This is a genomic window from Streptomyces sp. NBC_01241 (genome assembly GCF_041435435.1).
Classification (GTDB): domain Bacteria; phylum Actinomycetota; class Actinomycetes; order Streptomycetales; family Streptomycetaceae; genus Streptomyces.
The window spans coordinates 3,118,605-3,136,507 of sequence record NZ_CP108494.1 but is presented as its reverse complement, the minus strand read 5'-3'; the positions used below and the strand labels follow the sequence as shown (position 1 = coordinate 3,136,507).

Annotated in this window: 16 protein-coding genes; 7 read left to right on the top strand and 9 right to left on the bottom strand. The window is 69.9% G+C overall.

The window, feature by feature from the left end; all coding sequences use genetic code 11:
• The first annotated feature begins 108 nt into the window (after nucleotides 1–108).
• The gene (locus tag OG306_RS13710; RefSeq protein WP_266746461.1) at nucleotides 109–1,890 is read left to right on the top strand and encodes a DEAD/DEAH box helicase; all 1,782 of its coding nucleotides are present in this window, start codon (nucleotides 109–111) and stop codon (nucleotides 1,888–1,890) included.
• A gap of 181 nt (nucleotides 1,891–2,071) precedes the next feature.
• Here OG306_RS13710 and OG306_RS13705 read toward each other — a convergent pair whose 3' ends face one another.
• Nucleotides 2,072–2,650 carry a hypothetical protein gene (locus OG306_RS13705; protein WP_266906513.1) on the bottom strand — a complete coding sequence of 193 codons (579 nt, stop codon included), beginning with the start codon at nucleotides 2,648–2,650 and terminating at the stop codon, nucleotides 2,072–2,074.
• Nucleotides 2,651–2,962: 312 nt separating this feature from the next.
• Here OG306_RS13705 and OG306_RS13700 point away from each other — a divergent pair, with 312 nt between their 5' ends.
• From OG306_RS13700 to OG306_RS13685, 4 genes are all read left to right on the top strand, one after another.
• Nucleotides 2,963–4,579: a WxL domain-containing protein gene (locus OG306_RS13700; protein ID WP_266746459.1), complete on the top strand. Its 1,617-nt coding sequence runs from the start codon at nucleotides 2,963–2,965 to the stop codon at nucleotides 4,577–4,579.
• Nucleotides 4,580–4,782: 203 nt separating this feature from the next.
• Nucleotides 4,783–6,753 carry a hypothetical protein gene (locus OG306_RS13695; protein ID WP_266746458.1) on the top strand — a complete coding sequence of 657 codons (1,971 nt, stop codon included), beginning with the start codon at nucleotides 4,783–4,785 and terminating at the stop codon, nucleotides 6,751–6,753.
• Between the two features lie 333 nt (nucleotides 6,754–7,086).
• Complete coding sequence (locus tag OG306_RS13690; RefSeq protein ID WP_266746457.1) at nucleotides 7,087–7,728, top strand: IclR family transcriptional regulator; 642 nt, start codon at nucleotides 7,087–7,089, stop codon at nucleotides 7,726–7,728.
• Between the two features lie 303 nt (nucleotides 7,729–8,031).
• Entirely contained in the window at nucleotides 8,032–8,820 is a 789-nt protein-coding gene (locus tag OG306_RS13685; RefSeq protein ID WP_266746456.1) for a S16 family serine protease, read from the top strand.
• On the opposite strand, the gene OG306_RS13680 is transcribed toward OG306_RS13685, so the two are convergent.
• The 8 genes from OG306_RS13680 to OG306_RS13645 all read right to left on the bottom strand — a co-directional run bounded on the left by OG306_RS13680 (nucleotide 8,810) and on the right by OG306_RS13645 (nucleotide 15,487).
• Nucleotides 8,810–10,081, bottom strand: a complete 1,272-nt coding sequence (locus tag OG306_RS13680) for an MFS transporter (RefSeq protein WP_371666235.1) — start codon at nucleotides 10,079–10,081, stop codon at nucleotides 8,810–8,812. The two genes, OG306_RS13685 and OG306_RS13680, sit on opposite strands and share 11 nt — an antisense overlap.
• Nucleotides 10,082–10,217: 136 nt before the next feature.
• A complete protein-coding gene (locus OG306_RS13675; RefSeq protein WP_266746455.1) occupies nucleotides 10,218–10,415 on the bottom strand; it encodes a hypothetical protein in 198 nt (65 codons plus the stop codon).
• A gap of 23 nt (nucleotides 10,416–10,438) precedes the next feature.
• Nucleotides 10,439–11,047: a winged helix-turn-helix domain-containing protein gene (locus OG306_RS13670; protein ID WP_266746454.1), complete on the bottom strand. Its 609-nt coding sequence runs from the start codon at nucleotides 11,045–11,047 to the stop codon at nucleotides 10,439–10,441.
• A gap of 104 nt (nucleotides 11,048–11,151) precedes the next feature.
• On the bottom strand, nucleotides 11,152–12,102 hold the full coding sequence (locus tag OG306_RS13665; protein ID WP_371666234.1) for a glycine betaine ABC transporter substrate-binding protein: 951 nt from the start codon (nucleotides 12,100–12,102) through the stop codon (nucleotides 11,152–11,154).
• A gap of 64 nt (nucleotides 12,103–12,166) precedes the next feature.
• The gene (locus tag OG306_RS13660; protein ID WP_266746453.1) at nucleotides 12,167–13,066 is read right to left on the bottom strand and encodes an ABC transporter permease; all 900 of its coding nucleotides are present in this window, start codon (nucleotides 13,064–13,066) and stop codon (nucleotides 12,167–12,169) included.
• Nucleotides 13,063–14,262 carry an ABC transporter ATP-binding protein gene (locus tag OG306_RS13655; RefSeq protein ID WP_266752193.1) on the bottom strand — a complete coding sequence of 400 codons (1,200 nt, stop codon included), beginning with the start codon at nucleotides 14,260–14,262 and terminating at the stop codon, nucleotides 13,063–13,065. The genes OG306_RS13660 and OG306_RS13655 overlap by 4 nt, the downstream gene beginning before the upstream one ends.
• Nucleotides 14,263–14,350: 88 nt before the next feature.
• Nucleotides 14,351–14,998 (bottom strand): ABC transporter permease, encoded by a 648-nt coding sequence (locus tag OG306_RS13650; RefSeq protein WP_266746452.1) that lies wholly within the window; start codon nucleotides 14,996–14,998, stop codon nucleotides 14,351–14,353.
• 15 nt (nucleotides 14,999–15,013) lie between these two features.
• On the bottom strand, nucleotides 15,014–15,487 hold the full coding sequence (locus OG306_RS13645; protein WP_266746451.1) for an Lrp/AsnC family transcriptional regulator: 474 nt from the start codon (nucleotides 15,485–15,487) through the stop codon (nucleotides 15,014–15,016).
• Between the two features lie 134 nt (nucleotides 15,488–15,621).
• Between OG306_RS13645 and hppD the strand changes: the two genes are divergently transcribed.
• Both hppD and OG306_RS13635 read left to right on the top strand, forming a co-directional pair.
• Nucleotides 15,622–16,767 carry a 4-hydroxyphenylpyruvate dioxygenase gene (gene hppD / locus OG306_RS13640; RefSeq protein WP_266746450.1) on the top strand — a complete coding sequence of 382 codons (1,146 nt, stop codon included), beginning with the start codon at nucleotides 15,622–15,624 and terminating at the stop codon, nucleotides 16,765–16,767.
• Nucleotides 16,768–16,896: 129 nt separating this feature from the next.
• Complete coding sequence (locus tag OG306_RS13635) at nucleotides 16,897–17,811, top strand: GNAT family N-acetyltransferase (RefSeq protein WP_371665345.1); 915 nt, start codon at nucleotides 16,897–16,899, stop codon at nucleotides 17,809–17,811.
• Nucleotides 17,812–17,903 lie beyond the last annotated feature (92 nt).

Genomic DNA, 17,903 nt, shown 5'->3' with positions numbered 1-17,903 from the left:
TTACGCCGGGCTCCCCGGTAGGGTGGCCCGGTTGTCGTATCGCGTACGAGTCCGTCCCGGCCCGTACGGGCAGCGCCCCACGTACCCGAGAGACCCGAACCGGAGACCGTGACTACTACCGCCTCCCACCACCTCTCACCCGCCTATCCCGGCCGCGCCCCCTGGGGCACGGCCGGCAAGCTGCGAGCCTGGCAGCAGGGCGCCATGGAGAAGTACATCCAGGAGCAGCCGCGCGACTTCCTCGCGGTCGCCACCCCCGGCGCGGGGAAGACCACCTTCGCGCTGACCCTCGCGTCATGGCTGCTGCACCACCACGTCGTGCAGCAGATCACCGTCGTCGCGCCGACCGAGCATCTGAAGAAGCAGTGGGCCGAGGCAGCGGCCCGGATAGGGATCAAGCTCGACCCCGAGTACAGCGCGGGCCCGCTGAGCAAGGAGTACGACGGCGTCGCGGTCACCTACGCGGGTGTCGGCGTCCGGCCGATGCTGCACCGCAACCGGTGCGAGCAGCGCAAGACCCTCGTGATCCTCGACGAGATCCACCACGCCGGTGACTCGAAGTCCTGGGGCGAGGCCTGCCAGGAGGCGTTCGACCCGGCCACCCGGCGGCTCGCGCTCACCGGTACGCCGTTCCGGTCCGACACCAACCCGATCCCCTTCGTCGTGTACGAGGAGGGCAACGACGGCATCCGGCGCTCCTCGGCCGACTACACCTATGGCTACGGCAACGCGCTCGCCGACGGCGTCGTCCGGCCCGTGATCTTCCTCAGCTACAGCGGCAACATGCGCTGGCGCACCAAGGCCGGGGACGAGATCGCGGCCCGGCTCGGCGAGCCGATGACCAAGGACGCCATCGGACAGGCCTGGCGCACCGCCCTGTCGCCCACCGGGGACTGGATCCCCAATGTGCTCAGCGCCGCCGACAAGCGGCTGACCGAGGTCCGCAAGGGCATCCCGGACGCGGGTGGGCTCGTCATCGCCACCGACCAGGAATCGGCGCGCGAGTACGCGAAGATCCTGAAGAAGGTCACCGGCGAGAAGGCCACCGTGGTCCTCTCCGACGAGAAGGCCGCGTCGAAGAGGATCGACAAGTTCAGCGAGGACGGATCGCGCTGGATGGTCGCCGTCCGCATGGTGTCGGAGGGCGTCGACGTGCCGCGCCTCGCCGTGGGCGTGTACGCCACCACCATCTCCACGCCGCTCTTCTTCGCGCAGGCCGTCGGGCGTTTCGTGCGTTCGCGCAGGCGCGGCGAGACGGCCTCGGTCTTCGTGCCGACCATCCCGATGCTGCTCGACTTCGCCAACGAGATGGAGGTCGAACGGGACCACGTCCTCGACAAGCCCAAGAAGGGCAGCGACGAGGAGAACCCGTTCGCGGAGGAGGACAAGCTCCTCTCCGACGCCGAGAAGCTGGAGGACGAGGAGACCGAGGAGCAGCTGCCCTTCGAGGCCCTCGAATCCGACGCGGTCTTCGACCGGGTGCTCTACGACGGTGCCGAATTCGGCATGCAGGCCCACCCCGGGAGCGAGGAGGAGCAGGACTACCTGGGGATTCCCGGACTGCTCGAACCCGACCAGGTGCAGCTGCTGCTCCAGAAGCGGCAGACCCGGCAGATCGCGCACAGCCGCCAGAAGCCGGCCGGGGAGGCCGACCTGCTGGAGAAGCCGGCCGAGGCGCGGCCGGTGGTCACGCACAAGCAGCTGCTGGGGCTGCGCAAGCAGCTCAACACGATGGTGTCGGCATACACGCATCAGAGCGGAAAGCCGCACGGGGTGATCCACACCGAGCTGCGCCGGGTGTGTGGCGGGCCGCCGAGCGCGGAGGCGACGGCCGGGCAGATCCAGCAGCGGATCCAGAAGGTCCAGGAGTGGGCCACCCGCATGACGTGAGGTGGCGCGTCAGGGGTGTACGGGTGCCGGCCCGGGGCGGGGACAACAGTCCTCGCCCCGGGCCGGCGTCGTCAGTGCGGATGGGGTGCGGGTCAGGTGCGGATCGCGTACGGACCGGGTGCGGAGGGGTGCGGCAGCCGGACGCGACAGGGAACGGACAACGGACGGGACGTCGAGACGGCTACCAGACGATCGGTGCGGACTGGATGGTCGTGGCCACACACGGAACCGTGGCCGACGTCGGGGACGAGGCCACGATCTGCAGTGACCAGTTGGTGGCGCTCGGCGCACCGGACAGCACCACGGAGTTCGTGGTGTCACCCGCGGCCAGGGTGCCGGAGGTGAGCTTCAGCGGCCCCAGGGTGATCGGGTTGGGGTAGGCCATGCCGGGGTTGAGCTTTCCGGAGAACTGCACCTGACTGGTGGCGCCGCCCGAGGTCTTGGTGAGCTTGAGCGTCGCTGTGATGCTGTTCGGGTCGGCACTGGTGCCGGGCGGCATGGTGATCTCGGAGGAGGTGATCTTGATGGTCTTGGACGTGCCCGAGTCGGCGGGGGTCAGTCTGGCCTGACCGTGGCCCCAGGTTCCGCAGTCGTAAGTGGCCGTTACGTAAGCCGGGGTCACCGCCTGGGCCGTCGGGGCCAGAGCGAGGGCGCCGACCACGGCACAGGCTGCGGCCAGCACCAACGGGAGGCGTCTTCGGCCCGGCGAGTGCGGGGCCGCCGTCCGTACGGCCGATGACCGTACTGAAGGGATTGACATGACGGGAGGAACTCCTTCCGGTTGAATTCCGCGGATTCGAAGAAATCGCCGTTTGCGATCTTCTTGCGGATCTGCGTGCCGGGCCCGGCATGTCGGGTGCAGTGAAACTGTGATCTTCAGAGATGTCAAGAGATGTCAACAGGTGCGTGGAAAGTACCTGCGGAAATGCTTTTCGGGCATTTCAGATAACGATCAGTCTCCGGATGACGATCAGTCAATTCTCTCTTGACTTCTCTGCGTGCGACCTCCTCAATGTGCGCAAATCAATGGGCCATGGAGGGGTGTCTGGTGATTCGACGACGAAGACCTGGCGTGACCGGTCTGCTCGCTGCCTGCTTCGTACTGTGCCTGAGCTGTGTCGGGGCCACCGCCCAGGCAGCCGGGGCGGTGAAGTCGCAGGCCGCCGGTACGGTCACCCCGACCGTCCACTGCACGCTGCCCGCCGGCCAGGGCGAGGCGACCGGCCCGCAGGAGATGACCGTCGAGCTGTCGCCCGCGGTCGTCGCTCCGGGTGGCAAGGTGCACGCCAAGGTCACGCTGGGTCCGTCCCCCGCCACCAGTGGTCTGCCGCTGGAAGACGTGCCGACCATCCCCAGCCTCGACCTCGCGATGTCGGGCGGGGCCACCGGCACCGTCACCGTGCGGGGCGCCGAGTTCACGATGGACATCCCGTCCGGGACGCCCATCGAAATCCCGCCGTACGAGGGCGACTTCCTGGTCCCCGCGAACGCCTCGGGGGAGATCTCCTTCGCCCCGGTCCGTACGCTGACGCAGACCAAGGTGCTCGGCTCGGTCTTCGAGACGCCCTGCGACGTGGTCGACGGCAGCGGCTCGATCGGCACCGTCACGGCGGAGGGCACCGGCTCCGAGCCCGCCACCCTGACTGCCCCCGCCGACCCCGTACGCCCCAACACCCCTGTCACTCTGGGTGGTTCGGGCTGGACGCCGGGCGGCAGCCCCGTACCCTCGCTCTGCGCGAAGGGCGGCGGCGGCTGCGACCCGCTGAAGTTCGGGAGCCACACCCTCACCATCGACAGCTACGGAACGCTGCACGGCACGGCCACCCTCGCGGAGGCCGGGGCGGTGCCGGACGGCACGTACGAGGTGAAGGTCAACGACGGCACGAAGGAAGCCACCGCTCCCCTCACCGTCAAGGCCGTCGCGGCCGGCGACCGCGAGATCTCGCTCTCGCGGAGCAGCGGACCCGTCGGCAGCGTGATCACGGTCAGCGGAAAGAACTACAACCCGGACCGCTGGATCAATGTCATCGGCCTCGACGCGACGGGCACCGGGCTCGATGACAGCGCGGTGTACGTCAAGAGCGCCTCGGACGGCACGTTCGCCGTCGAGTTCACCGTGATCTCCGATGCCGTCGTCGCCGTCCAGGCCGACGAGGGCAACGACCCCGCCACCGTACGGACCAGCCCGTTCACCGTCACCACGGACGGGGGAGGGGGCGGTGGCAGCGCCGACCAGAAGCTGAACACCTCGGTCCGGGCCGGGACGCTGTCCATGGTCCAGGACGGCGACACCGTCGACTTCGGTACGACGGTCCTGGGCACCGGCAGCGGGGTGCAGCGCGCCCGGCTCAACCGGGTCGAGGTGGAGGACGCCCGCGGCGTCAACAGCGGCTGGTCCCTGACCGCCACCCTCACCGGATTCACCAGCGCCGGCGGGGACACCATCCCGGCGAGCGCCGTCCGGTGGACGCCCAAGTGCGCGGCGCAGAACGGGAGCGTGGGCGTGCCGGTGGCCGGAGCGCCCGCCTCGCTCGGGAGCGAGGCGGCGAGTCTCTGCCGGATGAATCCGGACGGCTCCCGCCCGTTCACCGGCGGCCGGTTCGACGCCGACGCCGATCTCGTACTGACGGTACCCACAACCACCCGGCCCGGAGATTACAGCGCCACCCTGACGCTCACCCTTCTCTGAGGGCCGCCAGGGATCCGAGAGCCCGCCAGGGAAAGGAAGGAAAGGCGCGTACCCGGAGACGCCCGCCCGCTCCGTTTCGCAAGGAGCAGGCGGGCGTCGCCCATGTCGAATTCGGAGATCCCGTAGCAGGAGATTTCCCGTAATCACCAAGGAGCCGCATGTCGTTACTGCCGAGATCGAGAAGAACGGAAAGGCCGGGTGCGGTGTTTCGCCGGGCCGTCGCCCTCACCACCGGAGCCGTGCTCGTCTGGACCGGCGGAGCCGTCGCACTCGCCCCCGCCGCCCACGCCGGCACCGTCACGCCGACCGTCCACTGCACCCTGCCGGCCGGTCAGGGTCAGGCCACCGGTCCGCAGCAGATGAGCGTCGACCTCTCGCCGGCCGTCGTCGACCCGGGCGGCAAGGTCCACGCCAAGGTCACCCTCGGCCCGTCGCCCGCCACCAGCGGACTCAGCCTGAGCGATGTGCCCACCACCCCCAGCATCGACTTCGCCATGTCGGGCGGCGCGACCGGCACGGTCACCGTCACCGGACCCCAGATCAACCTCAACATCCCGTCCGGGAAGCCCATCGAAATCCCGCCGTACGAAGGGGACTTCATCATCCCCGCCAACGCGAGTGGACCGATCTCCTTCACCCCGGTGCGCAATCTGACACGGACGAAGGTGCTCGGCTCCACCTACGAGACCCCGTGCGACGTGGTCGGCGGCGGCGGCTCCATCGGCACCGTGGACGCCGAGGGCACCGCGGGCCTGCCCGCCACTTTGACCGCGCCGACCACCGCCGTCCGGCCGTCCACCGCGGTCACCCTGTCCGGCAGCCTGTGGACCGCCGGCGCCACCCCCGTACCGTCCCTGTGCGCGGCGGACGGCGGGGGCTGCGACCCCGGCAAGTTCGTCTCCGGCACCCTCGCGATCAGCGGCTCGGGCGAACTGACCGGAAACGCGGTGCTCGCTGCCGCGGGCACGGTGCCCGACGGCTCGTACCTGGTGAAGGTCGGCGACGGCACGAAGGAGGCGACCGCACCCCTGACCGTCAAGGCGTACGTCCCCGGCGGCCCGCGGACCATCGCGCTCTCCCGTTCCGGCGCCCCGCTGGGCAGCGTCATCGAGGTCACCGGCAGCAACTACTTCCAGGACCGGTGGATCAACACCGTCGGCCTGGACGCGAGCGGCACGACGCTCGACGAAACCGCCGTCTACGTGAAGAGCACCGCCGAGGGCACGTTCAGCGTCGACTTCGCCGTCTCCGACCCGGCCATCACCTCGATCCAGGTCGACGAGGGCAACGACCCGGACACCGTACTGACCACACCGTTCACCGTGACCGACGCCTCCGCGACGCTCTCCGCGGGCGCGGCGAAGGTCAAACCCGGCGGGACGATCACCCTCTCGGGCGGCGACTGGCCGACCGGCACCACCCCCTCCGCCGCGCTCTGCGCCGCCGACGGCAGCGCCTGCAACAGTGCCCGGATCAGCGGCTCCACCCTCCGGATCAACGCGGACGGAACGCTCGCCGGTACGGTCACCGTGGCCGGATCCACCCCGCGCGCCGTGTACGCGCTCCAGGTCACCGCCGGGGGAGCGCAGGCCCTCACCCCGCTGACCGTCGCCCCGACCTTCGTCGTCCTCACCCCGTCGGCAGGCCCGAAGGGCACCGCCGTCACCGTCCTTGGCCAGGGCTTCGCGAAGGTGGCCACCGTGTCCATCGTCGGGCTGCGGGCCGACGGATCACAGACGTCCGATCCGGCGAAGACCAAGGTGGTCGGGCTGGACGGGGCTTTCTCGCAGACCTTCACCGTCAACGCCGCCGACACCGTCGCGATCCGGGTCCGGGAGGTCCTCGTCAACCCGCGCACCGAGACGGCGGCGTTCACCGTCCAGGACGGGACCGCCCCCGCCGGGCCGGCCTTCGCGCTGTCGCCGCCCGAGGGGCCCGTCGGCACGGTGGTCCAGGTGACCGGCCGGGGCTTCGCCCCCGTCGCCACGGTGTCGGTGACCGGCCGCACCGCCGACGGGAAGCAGACCTCCGACCCGTACGTCACCCGGGTCATCGGACTCGACGGCACTTTCGCCCTGAACTTCACCGTCCGCGACCCCGCGACGAGGGCGATCAGGGCCTGCGAGGTGCTCGTGAACGGAAAAATTGTGCAGCAGTCGTTCACGGTGGGTTAACGGCCGTTCACGCCTGGTGTGCGGAGTGTTGCCGAGCCGTCGGCCGACCTGGACGCGCGTAGACGTTCAGGTCGGCCGACGCGCCACTGACCGGCGCTTATGCTTCTTCACCACAATTCCACTTCCGCTGACGCCCGGATTCTGGACGAGGTCTTCCGCTGAGCGGACTGGCTCGCTACTGTCCCAAAAAATGAACGCCCCGTGGCAATGCCGCCGCGGAGCGCAGCCGGTGCCTTGGCCAGGCCGGCGGCCTCTCCGTACGTCGCCGCTGGGACCGGCGGCGTACATTCCATGGGACCAGCCGCCGCCGCTCACCACAGAGGAGAGGGCGTCGTGACCGCGGAGACCTCCCAGACGCTCGACCGGGGACTACGGGTCCTCAAACTGCTCGCCGACACCGACCACGGCCTGACCGTCACCGAGTTGTCCAACAAACTCGGCGTCAACCGGACCGTGGTCTACCGTCTGCTGGCCACCCTGGAACAACACGCCTTGATACGCCGGGATCTGGGCGGCCGGGCCAGGGTGGGCCTGGGCGTGCTGCGCCTGGGCCGCCAGGTCCATCCGCTCGTACGGGAAGCCGCGCTGCCCGCGCTGCGGTCCCTCGCGGAGGACATCGGGGCCACTGCCCACCTCACGCTGGTCGACGGCAGCGACGCGCTGGCCGTCGCGGTCGTCGAGCCGACCTGGACCGACTACCACGTGGCCTACCGGGCCGGCTTCCGCCACCCGCTGGACCGGGGCGCCGCGGGCCGGGCGATCCTCGCCGCCCGCCAGAAGCCGGTGGGTGAGACCGCCTTCACCCTCACCCACGGCGAACTGGAGGCCGGGGCGAGCGGGGCGGCGGCCGCGCTGGTCGGGGTGACGGGCGTCGAGGGCAGCGTCGGAGTGGTGATGCTCGCCGACTCCGTACCCGAACGCGTCGGCCCCCGCGTCGTGGACGCGGCCCGCGAGGTCGCGGACGCACTGCGGTAGGGCAAACGGTGGGGCCGGGCGGTTGCATGTGCCGTGGCCGACCGGCCTACCCGGCCTGTCGCGTGTTGCGGCCGGGCGGGCCACATCAAGCCCGTCCGGCGGTTGGGGGCGAAACGGTGGGTCGGGCGTGCCCGGCCTGTTGCGTGTTGCGGCGGGGTGGCTAAATCAAGCCCGTCCGGCGGTTGAGGACAAAGCGGCCGACCGGACGACCCCGGCCGCTCACGGAGCGCGGGCAGTCCGGGCAGGGCCGGGACGCCCCGCCACCCGGCCCACACATCCCGCCCCGGCGGCTAGATTGGGCGGGTGCTCACTCGTCACTCGCGCCCCCGCACCCTCGCCCTGTGCGCTCTGCCCGTCCTCGCCCTGTTCGGCGTGGCCGCCCTCGCGCCGCTGCCGTTCACACTGGCGCAGCCCGGCACGACCGCGAACGTGCTCGGGAAGGACCACGGCACCCCCGTGATCAGCATCAAGGGCGCGCCCACCCGCCCCACCAAGGGTGAGCTGCGGATGACGACGATCATCGCGACCGGGCCGAACGCCGATGTCGGCGTCGGCGAGGTGATCGACGGCTGGTTCCGTACGGACCGGGCGGTCCTGCCCCGCGAGTCCGTCTACCCGACCGGCGGCTCCGAGAAGGAGATCGAGAAGCACAACCTCGAAGACATGCGGAAGTCGCAGAACTTTGCCGTAGACGCGGCCCTCAACTACCTCGGCAAGCCCAAGGGCTCGGTCGACGTCACCCTGCACCTCGCCGACGTGGGCGGCCCCAGCGCGGGCCTGTTCTTCGCGCTCGGCATCGTCGACAAGCTCGACGGCGACGGCTCCGGCGGCGATCTGACCGGTGGCCGCACCATCGCGGGTACCGGCACGATCCAGGCGAACGGCGAGGTCGGGGCCGTCGGTGGGGTGTCACTGAAGACGCAGGCCGCGCGCCGTGACGGTGCGACCGTCTTCCTCGTCCCGAAGGCCGAGTGCAGGGAGGCGGGCGCGGAGCTGCCCAAGGGGCTCCGGCTGATCCCGGTCACGACCCTGAAGGGCGCGGTGTCCTCGCTCCAGGCGCTGGAGCACGGACGCAAGGTCCCTAGTTGCTGATCCGGGCTGCCGGGGAATGTACGGCAGCCTCCGCCGCCGCGTCCCCGTCCCCGTCCCCGTCCCCGATCCCGGCCTCGTCCCCGGTCCCCGCCCCCACCCCGTCCATCGTGCGCCACGCCGGGAACACCAGCGGGCTCAGCGTCGCCAGCAGGTACACCCCGCCCATCGCCAGCAGCGCACCCCGCGCGCCCGCGCTCTCCACCAGCAGGCCCGCCGCGAGACCGCCCACCGGCATGGCCAGTTCGCCGCCCGCCGTGAGGACCCCGGAGACCCGGCTGCGCAGTTCATCGGGCACGCTTCCGTAGATCACCGTCGTCAGGACCGGGTTCAGCACCCCGCCCGCGAGCCCGCTCAACGCCATGGTCACGGCGAGCGGCGGCGTCGTCCCGGTCAGCGCCGCGACCGCGTACCGGGGCGCGCCGCACAGCACCACGCACACCGTGAACACGGCCCGCCGCGAGTAGCGGTGCCCGAACGCCCCGTACAGCAGCGCTCCGGTCAGCCCGCCCGCGCCGAACAGCGCGGTGAGCAGCCCGATGTCCCTGGCCCCGCCCAGCTCGGCGGAGGCGTGCACCGGCAGCAGGACGGCGTTCCAGCCCTGATCGGTGCCGTTCATGAAGAGGACCATCACCACGACCGCGAGCAGCAGCCGGTTGCTCAGCAAGTAGGCGTATCCCTCGCGCAGTTCGCTGCGGTACGCCCGCAGCGAGACCGGCGCCGCGGCCTTGCGGGGCTCCGCCGCGCGCAGCCCCCGTATCCCGAGGGCGATCAGCAGCGCGGACGTCAGGAACGTCGCGGCGTCCAGGAGCAGGACGGTCTCGGCGCCGACCAGGGCGATCAGTACGCCGGCCAGCGCCGCCCCGACCATTCGGGCGCCGCGTGAGACGGCGTCGAAGAGGCTGGCGGCGCGGGCGAGGGTGGTGCCGGCGTACTCGGCGAGATCCGGTACGAGGACGTAGCGGGCCGTGTTGCCGGGGGTGTGCAGGAGCCCGCTGACCGCCATCAGCGCGCACAGCATCCAGAAGGCGAGGGCGTCCGCGTAGTGCAGCAGCGGGATGGCGGCGACCGCGATGCCGCACACCAGGTCGGAGGCGACGGAGACCCGGCGCCGGCCGATCCGGTCGATGACGGGGCCGCCGATCAGTGCGGAGACGACGATCGGCAGCGTCGCGCAGAAGGCGACGACACCGGCCCGGCCCGCGCTGCCCGTGGTCTCCAGAACGAACCACGGGACGCCGATCAGGGTGAGTGAACTCCCCATGGTCGAGATTGAGTTGGCCGCCAGAACGGAAGTGAGCGGCCTGCGGTCACGGCTCTCGGCGGGCGCGTCGACGGGTGTGTCGGTGTCTGTGTTGTCGTGCGCGCTGTCGTGTGTGTTCTTCCCCCCGTCCATGGCTCTAGGCCGTACGAGGCGAGTGAGCCGACAGCGTGGGCCGGTTCGGTATCAGGTGCAGGCCCAACTCGACCATGGTCCAGCCCAATTGGGTCCGCAGGTCCTTGCGCGGGGCGCGCGGCGCCAGGCGGGACTCGTCGGCCTGGTGGTGCAGTTCGGTGGAGCGGGCGGCGTGTAGCTGCAGGTGCGTCTCGGCGTTCATGGCGAGGGGTCCCTTCGGTCGGTTCAGGCGTTGGGGCGGGGGAAGAGGTGTGTGTGCGTACGGACCATGGCCGAGCCCTCGGTGCCCTCGGGGACACGTCCGCGATAGCTGTTGACCAGGTCGTGGATCTTGTAGGCCAGTTCGCTGGTGAGCTCAGGGGTGAGCCGGATCTTGAAGTCGCTGAGGTCCCAGTTCTGGGTCCACTCCTCGGGCCACTCGTGCATCGTGCCGAGCCAGGTGTTGAGCTCCTGGGCATGGGTCGTGGCGATCTCGTGGAGTACGACGTTCATGGCGCCGCGGACCTCGGGGTCGGCGTCCCGCATGAACCTGGTGTCGAAGGAGCTGTCGGAGTGCGCCGCCCGCCACCACCGCTCGCGCCCCTTGCCGAGCGTCGGGTCGTCCTCTACGAAGCCGTACGTGGCCAGCTGGCGCAGGTGATAGCTCGTGGCGCCGCTGGACTCGCCGAGCCGGTCGGCGAGTCCGGAGGCGGTGGCGGGGCCGAACTCCCGGAGTGCGCTGAGCAGTCGGAGACGCAGGGGATGGGCGAGCCCGCGCAGAGTGCGGGCATCGATGTTGAGGGTCTTCGGATCGTCGGCGGCGTTGTCGCGGCCGGCGGCTTCTGTCGCTGCCATGCCTCAACGGTAGACTTGCAAAGATAGCTTTGCAACCTCTTCTTTGCATCGACTTCTTTGTAACTCGGGGGAGCCCGCGCCGACGGCCCTTATCCCCTTACCTCTCACCCCTTCTTGTTCTCGATGAACCCCTCCCGGATCAGCCAGTCCTTCGCCACCTCGTGCGGGTCCTGCCCTTCGACGTCCACCTTCGCGTTGAGTTCCCGCGCGACCTCCGTCGTCAGCTTCTTGCTGAGCGGGTCGAGCAGACCCGCGATCTGCGGGTACTTCTCGAAGGTCTTGGTGTGGATGACGGGCGCCGCATTGTAGTTGGGGAAGAAGTGCTTGTCGTCCACGAGCACTTCCAGGTCCATGGCCTTGATCCGGCCGTCCGTGGTGTACACCTCGCCCAGCAGGCAGGAGTTCGACTTCGAGACCTGGGTGTAGATGATCCCGGCGTCCATCTTCTTGATGTTGGCGGCCGGGAGGGACATCCCGTACGCCTTCTCCATGCCCAGCAGTCCGTCGTCGCGCGAGGCGAACTCGTTCTCCACGCAGATCGTCACCGCCGACGGGTTCTTCTTCGACAGCGCGGCGACGTCGGAGAGCGTCATCAGGTGGTATTTCGCGTTGTTCTTCCGGCTGATGGCGAGCGCGTAGGTGTTGTTGAGGGTGGACTGCGGCAGCCACGTCACCCCGTTCTTCCGGTCCTCGTCCCGGACCGCCTCCCATTGCTTCAACGGGTCGGCGATCGGCTTCGCGTGCCCCAGGTAGGTGATCCAGCCGGTGCCCGTGTACTCGTACATCGCGTCCGCGCTGCCGTTGACGATCGCCTCGCGCGCACTGATCGAACCGGGCAGGTTCGTCCGGTCCAGGACCTCCGCCCCGGCCGCCTTGAAGACCAGGCCGATCATCTGGCCCAGGACGATGTTCTCGCTGAAGTTCTTGGAGGCGACGGTCAACGAGGCACCGTCCAGCGGCCTTCCCCGGCCGACGGAGCCCGGCACCACGTCGTCCACCATCGGTGAGCCGCTCTTCAGCCCGCACCCGGCGAGCGTCAGCGTCAGCGCCACCATTCCGACGAGCCCGGCACGCACCCTCCACCGGGCCGTCGCACTTCGCCTCGTCCCGGCGCCCATCTCACCCCACCTCCAGCCCGCGCGGGGTCAGCGCCACCTCGACCAGCGACGCCAGCCAGTCCACCAGCAGCGCCAGCACCACCGTCAGTACGGAACCGAGCACCAGCACCGGCATCCGCTGGGTCTGGATGCCCGAGGTGATCAGGTCCCCGAGGCCGCCGCCGCCGACGAAGGTGGCCAGGGTCGCGGTGCCGACATTGAGCACCAGCGCCGTCCGTACACCGGCCAGGATCAGCGGGACGGCGAGCGGCAGTTCGACCTTCGCGAGCGTCCCCATCGCCGACATACCGATGCCGCGCGAGGCCTCCACCAGGTCCGGTGCGATCGCCTTCAGACCGGCCACCGTGTTGGAGAACACCGGCAGCACCGCGTAGATCACCATGCCGATGATCGCCGTCGACGGGCCGATGCCCAGCCAGATCACCAGCAGCGCCAGCAGACCGATCGCCGGGGTCGCCTGCCCGATGTTGGCGAGCGCCGTGACCAGCGGGGCGCCCCCGCGCAGCCTGCGCCGGGTCATCGCGATCCCCAGCGGGATGGCGATGATCAGCACCCAGAACGTCGAGATCGCGGTCAGCCTCACATGCTGCCACCAGCGCAACTGCACATTGCCGCCGGTGAGTGAATTCCTCGCGATCGAGTCGAGGGGGATGTTGGTGATCCACAGATAGGTGATGACCAGGACGACCACGAGCGCGGCCGGCAGCAGCACCAGCTTCTGCCAGGTGATCCGGCGCCGCTGCCGTTCCGGTGGCGGCGGGGGTTCCTGCTCCTCGTCGCGGAAGGCGTGGCCCTTGACGTCGTGCTCGCCGGGCGGACGGTCCTTGTCGGACGCGGGCGCCCGGCGGGGTGAGCGCGCCGTACGCGCCGAACCGGAATCGAGCGGGGAGTTGGGATTCATGCTTCCGCACCACCCTCCAGCTCCTGTTCGGTCTGGTGGGAGCGGAGTTCCTCCAGGTCGTGCTGGTGCTCGATGGCGGTGAGCCGGTCGGCCTCCAGCAGCTCATGGACGGAATTCATCAGGGTGTGCATGTCGACGACCCCGATGAACTCGCCGCGCCGCCCGGTCACCGCGACCCGCCCCCCGCTGTCGATCAGCACCGCCTCCAGCGCGTCGTGCAGCGTCGCGTCGCGCGTCACCGTGTCATGGACCAGCTGCCCGGCCCGCGCCAGCGAACCCCGGGCCCGCATCAGATCGCCGCGCCGCAGCCACTTGTACGGGCGGTTCCTGCGGTCCAGCATCAGGAGCTCGTTGTGCAGACTGCTGCGCAGCGTGTTGAAGATCGACTGGAGCGGGTCGTCGACCGTCACCGTCGGGAACTGGGCGATCTCCACATCCCGTACGCGGGTGAGGTTGAGCCGTTTCAGCGCCGCCCCGGCACCGACGAAACCCGAGACGAAGTCGTCCGTCGGGTTGGTGAGGATCGCCTCCGGGGTGTCGAACTGTGCGATGTGCGAACGCTCCCGCAGTACGGCGATCCGGTCACCCAGCTTGATCGCCTCGTCGAAGTCGTGGGTGACGAAGACGATCGTCTTGTGCAGCTCGTGCTGGAGCCGGATCAGCTCGTCCTGGAGATGGTCGCGGGTGATCGGGTCGACCGCGCCGAACGGCTCGTCCATCAGCAGCACCGGCGGGTCGGCCGCCAGGGCCCTTGCCACGCCCACCCGCTGCTGCTGTCCGCCGGAGAGCGCACGCGGGTAGCGGCCGTGGAACTCCCGGGGATCGAGGCCGACGAGATCGAGCATCTCCTCGACCCGGTCCTTCACCTTCGACTTCGACCAGCCCACCATCTTCGGTACCAGGGCGATGTTCTCCGCGACCGTCATGTGCGGGAAGAGCCCGGACGACTGGATCGCGTAACCGATCTTGCGGCGCAGCCTCACCGGGTCGATGTCGGTGACGTCCTCGTCGTTGATCCTGATCCGCCCGGACGTCGGCTCGATCAGCCTGTTGATCATCTTCAGGGTGGTGGACTTCCCGCAGCCGGACGGGCCGACGAAGATCACGGTCTCGCCCGCCTTGATGTCCAGCGTGACGTTGTCCACCGCCGGGTTCGGATTGCCCGGGTAGCGCTTGGTCAGATTGTCCAGATGGATGGTGGCGCCGGAGGTGGTGTGTGTCGTCCCGGCACGGTAGGCGGTGCTCCCGGCGGGCCCGGACCCCGTCGTCCCGGCGTCGGCGCTCTCAGGCACGAATCCCCCTGGGAATGGTGAGCCGTCCGAGCAGGACGTACGCGGCGTCGAACAGCAGGGCGAGGATGACGATGCCGAGCGTGCCCGCGAGCACCTGATTGATCGCGTTGGCGCTGCCCAGCGAGGCGATGCCGCGGAAGATCTCATTGCCCAGGCCCGGGCCCGACGCGTACGCGGCGATGGCGGCGATGCCCATCAGCATCTGGGTGGAGACCCGGATGCCGGTGAGGATCGGCGGCCAGGCGATCGGCAGCTCCACCCGGAACAGCCGGGCGGGCCGCGACATCCCGATGCCCTTCGCCGCGTCGACGAGCGCCGGATCGACCCCGCGCAGCCCCACGATGGAGTTGCGGACGATCGGCAGCAGCCCGTACAGCGTCAGAGTGACCACCGTCGGCGGGACCCCCAGCCCGACCAGCGGGATGAGCAGACCGATCGCGGCGAGGGACGGAATGGTGAGGATCGTCGCCGTCGACGTGATCGCCAGCGCCCCCGCCCACCCGCTGCGATAGGTGACGACCCCGATCAGGATGCCCAGCACGGTGGCGATGACCATGCACTGGAACACCGCGCTGATGTGCTGGAACGCGTCGGTGAGCAGCTGTTGGTGCCGGTTGCCCAGATACTCCCAGAAGCTCACACGCCACTCCTCGGCTCAGTCGTCGTCCTCCGCGGCCTGCTCGACGAGCGGGATGACGCGCAGCGGGACCGGGTTCTCCATGACGATGGCCGTGGAGGCCCGGACGATGCCATCAAAACCGACAACCCGGTCGATCACCCGCTGGAGATCGGCGTTGGAACGCGCCACGAGCCGGCAGAGCATGTCGCCGTGCCCGGTGGTGGTGTGCAGCTCCAGCACCTCCGGAACACCGGCCAAGTGCGCCCGTACGTCCGCCCCTTGACCCTGCTTGATCTCCAGCGTGGCGAACGCCGTGACCGGGTAGCCGAGCGCCGCCGGATCGACGGTCGGGCCGAATCCGCGGATGACTCCATTCGACTGAAGACGGTCGAGGCGCGCCTGCACCGTCCCCCGCGCCACGCCGAGCCGGCGCGAGGCCTCCAGGACGCCGATGCGGGGTTCGCGCGCCAGCAGTACGATGAGCCGGCCGTCCAGATGGTCGATCGCCATGGTGCGCCTCCGGGGGGTCATTGTGATGGTCATCATGTACAGATAGCCCGGCCATCATGCCCATCCACTGTGCAGATTGCCCAGCGGATTCGCGAACTGTTGCGCACCTTGCGAAGCGGCGAGAGCCTTCGGACATGACTGAGACTCTGCACACCACCCCCGACACTGCCCGGCAGGCCGACCCCTTCCCGGTGAAGGGAATGGACGCGGTCGTCTTCGCCGTCGGCAACGCCAAGCAGGCCGCGCACTACTACTCGACGGCCTTCGGCATGAAGCTGGTCGCCTACTCCGGACCGGAGAACGGCAGCCGTGAGACGGCGAGTTACGTCCTGACCAACGGCTCGGCCCGGTTCGTCCTCACCTCCGTCATCAAGGCGTCCACCGACCACGGCCGCTTCCTCGCCGACCACGTGGCCGAGCACGGCGACGGCGTCGTCGACCTGGCCATCGAGGTCCCGGACGCCCGCGCGGCCTACGCGTACGCGGTCGAGCACGGCGCCCTCGGCCTCGCCGAGCCGCACGAGGTCAAGGACGAGCACGGCACGGTCGTCCTCGCCGCCATCGCCACGTACGGCAAGACCCGCCACACCCTCGTCGAGCGCACCGGCTACGACGGCCCGTACCTCCCCGGATTCGTCGCCGCGGCCCCGATCGTCGAGCCGCCGGCCAAGCGTTTCTTCCAGGCCATCGACCACTGCGTCGGCAATGTGGAACTCGGCCGGATGAACGAGTGGGTCGCCTTCTACAACTCCGTCATGGGCTTCACCAACATGAAGGAGTTCGTGGGCGACGACATCGCCACCGAGTACTCCGCGCTGATGTCCAAGGTCGTCGCCGACGGCACGCTCAAGGTCAAGTTCCCGATCAACGAACCGGCCGTCGCCAAGAAGAAGTCCCAGATCGACGAGTACCTGGAGTTCTACGGCGGCGCGGGCGTCCAGCACATCGCGCTCGCCACGAACGACATCGTCGCCTCGGTACGCGCGATGCGGGCGGCCGGCGTCCAGTTCCTGGACACCCCCGACTCGTACTACGACACCCTCGGCGAGTGGGCGGGCGAGACCCGGGTCCCCGTGGAGACCCTGCGCGAGCTCAAGATCCTCGTCGACCGCGACGAGGACGGCTACCTGCTCCAGATCTTCACCAAGCCGGTCCAGGACCGCCCGACCGTCTTCTTCGAGATGATCGAACGCCACGGCTCGATGGGCTTCGGCAAGGGCAACTTCAAGGCCCTGTTCGAGGCGATCGAGCGCGAGCAGGAGAGGCGCGGCAACCTCTGAGCCTCCGGGGCGGGGCGGCGGACTGGGGTCCCGGTACTGGTGGGCTCGCCTATTCAACTGTCGCTGGTGCCGTATCGGGCGACGTTCGCCCTCTTGTGAGGAAATCCGGCGCACGGCTACCCTCCGCCGGTGCCTTCCCTCGTCCCGTCCCTGCCGCCCGGCTACCGTTCGCGGCCCACGACCACCGACGACGTCCCGGCGATTCACGCGCTGGTCACGTCCTGCGAGCGGGAGGTGTACGGGCGGGGTCGGAGCGATGCCGGGGCTGTCGCCGCGGATCTCGCGCGGCCGGGCCTGGTGCCGGAGTCGGACACCGTCCTCGTTCTCGACCCGGCCGGTCGCCTCGTCGCCCGCGCCTGGGTGGACCGGCGCTCCGAGGTGGACGTGCATCCGGAGCACCGGGGCCGGGGCCTGGGCGCCGCGCTCCTTGCCTGGACGCTGGCGCGGGCCCGGCAGGCCGGCACCGCCCGCGTCGTGCAGACCGTGCCGGACGCGGACACGGGCGCCGTGGCGCTGCTGCGCGCGCACGGGTACGAGCCGCTGGTGACGGCCTGGCTGCTGGAGTTCGCCATGCCGGCCGAGCCCGCGGTGCCCGAACCCCCGGCGGGCATCACGGTGCGACCCTTCCGCACCGGCGACGGGCCCGCCACGCACGTACTGGTCCAGGACGCGTTCGACGAGTGGCAGGAACGGCGGCAGACGTACGAGGAGTGGGCCGCCCACACCGTGGAGCGGCCCACGTTCGCCCCTCAGCGGTCCGCCCTGGCCTTCGCCGGTGATCAGCTGGTGGGCGCGGCCCTGGCGCTGGACGTGCCGGGCACGAACGAGGGCTACCTCGAACAGGTCGCCGTACGCCGCGACCACCGCGGCCGCGGCATCGCCCGGCTCCTGCTGCGCCACACGTTCCGCGCCTTCCATCGCACGGGCCTTTGCTCCTGCACCCTGTGGACCCACTCGGACACCGGCGCGCTCGACCTCTATCTACGAGTCGGCATGACGGTCCGGCACAGCTCCACGGTCTTCCGCAAGGACCTCGGCGTATAGGACCGCTCCGCAGACATCGCTGTGGGCTCGGTGCTGCCGGAACGCCGCTCAGCCTACGTAGGCCTTTCTCTGCCGCCACTGCGCCTGATCCG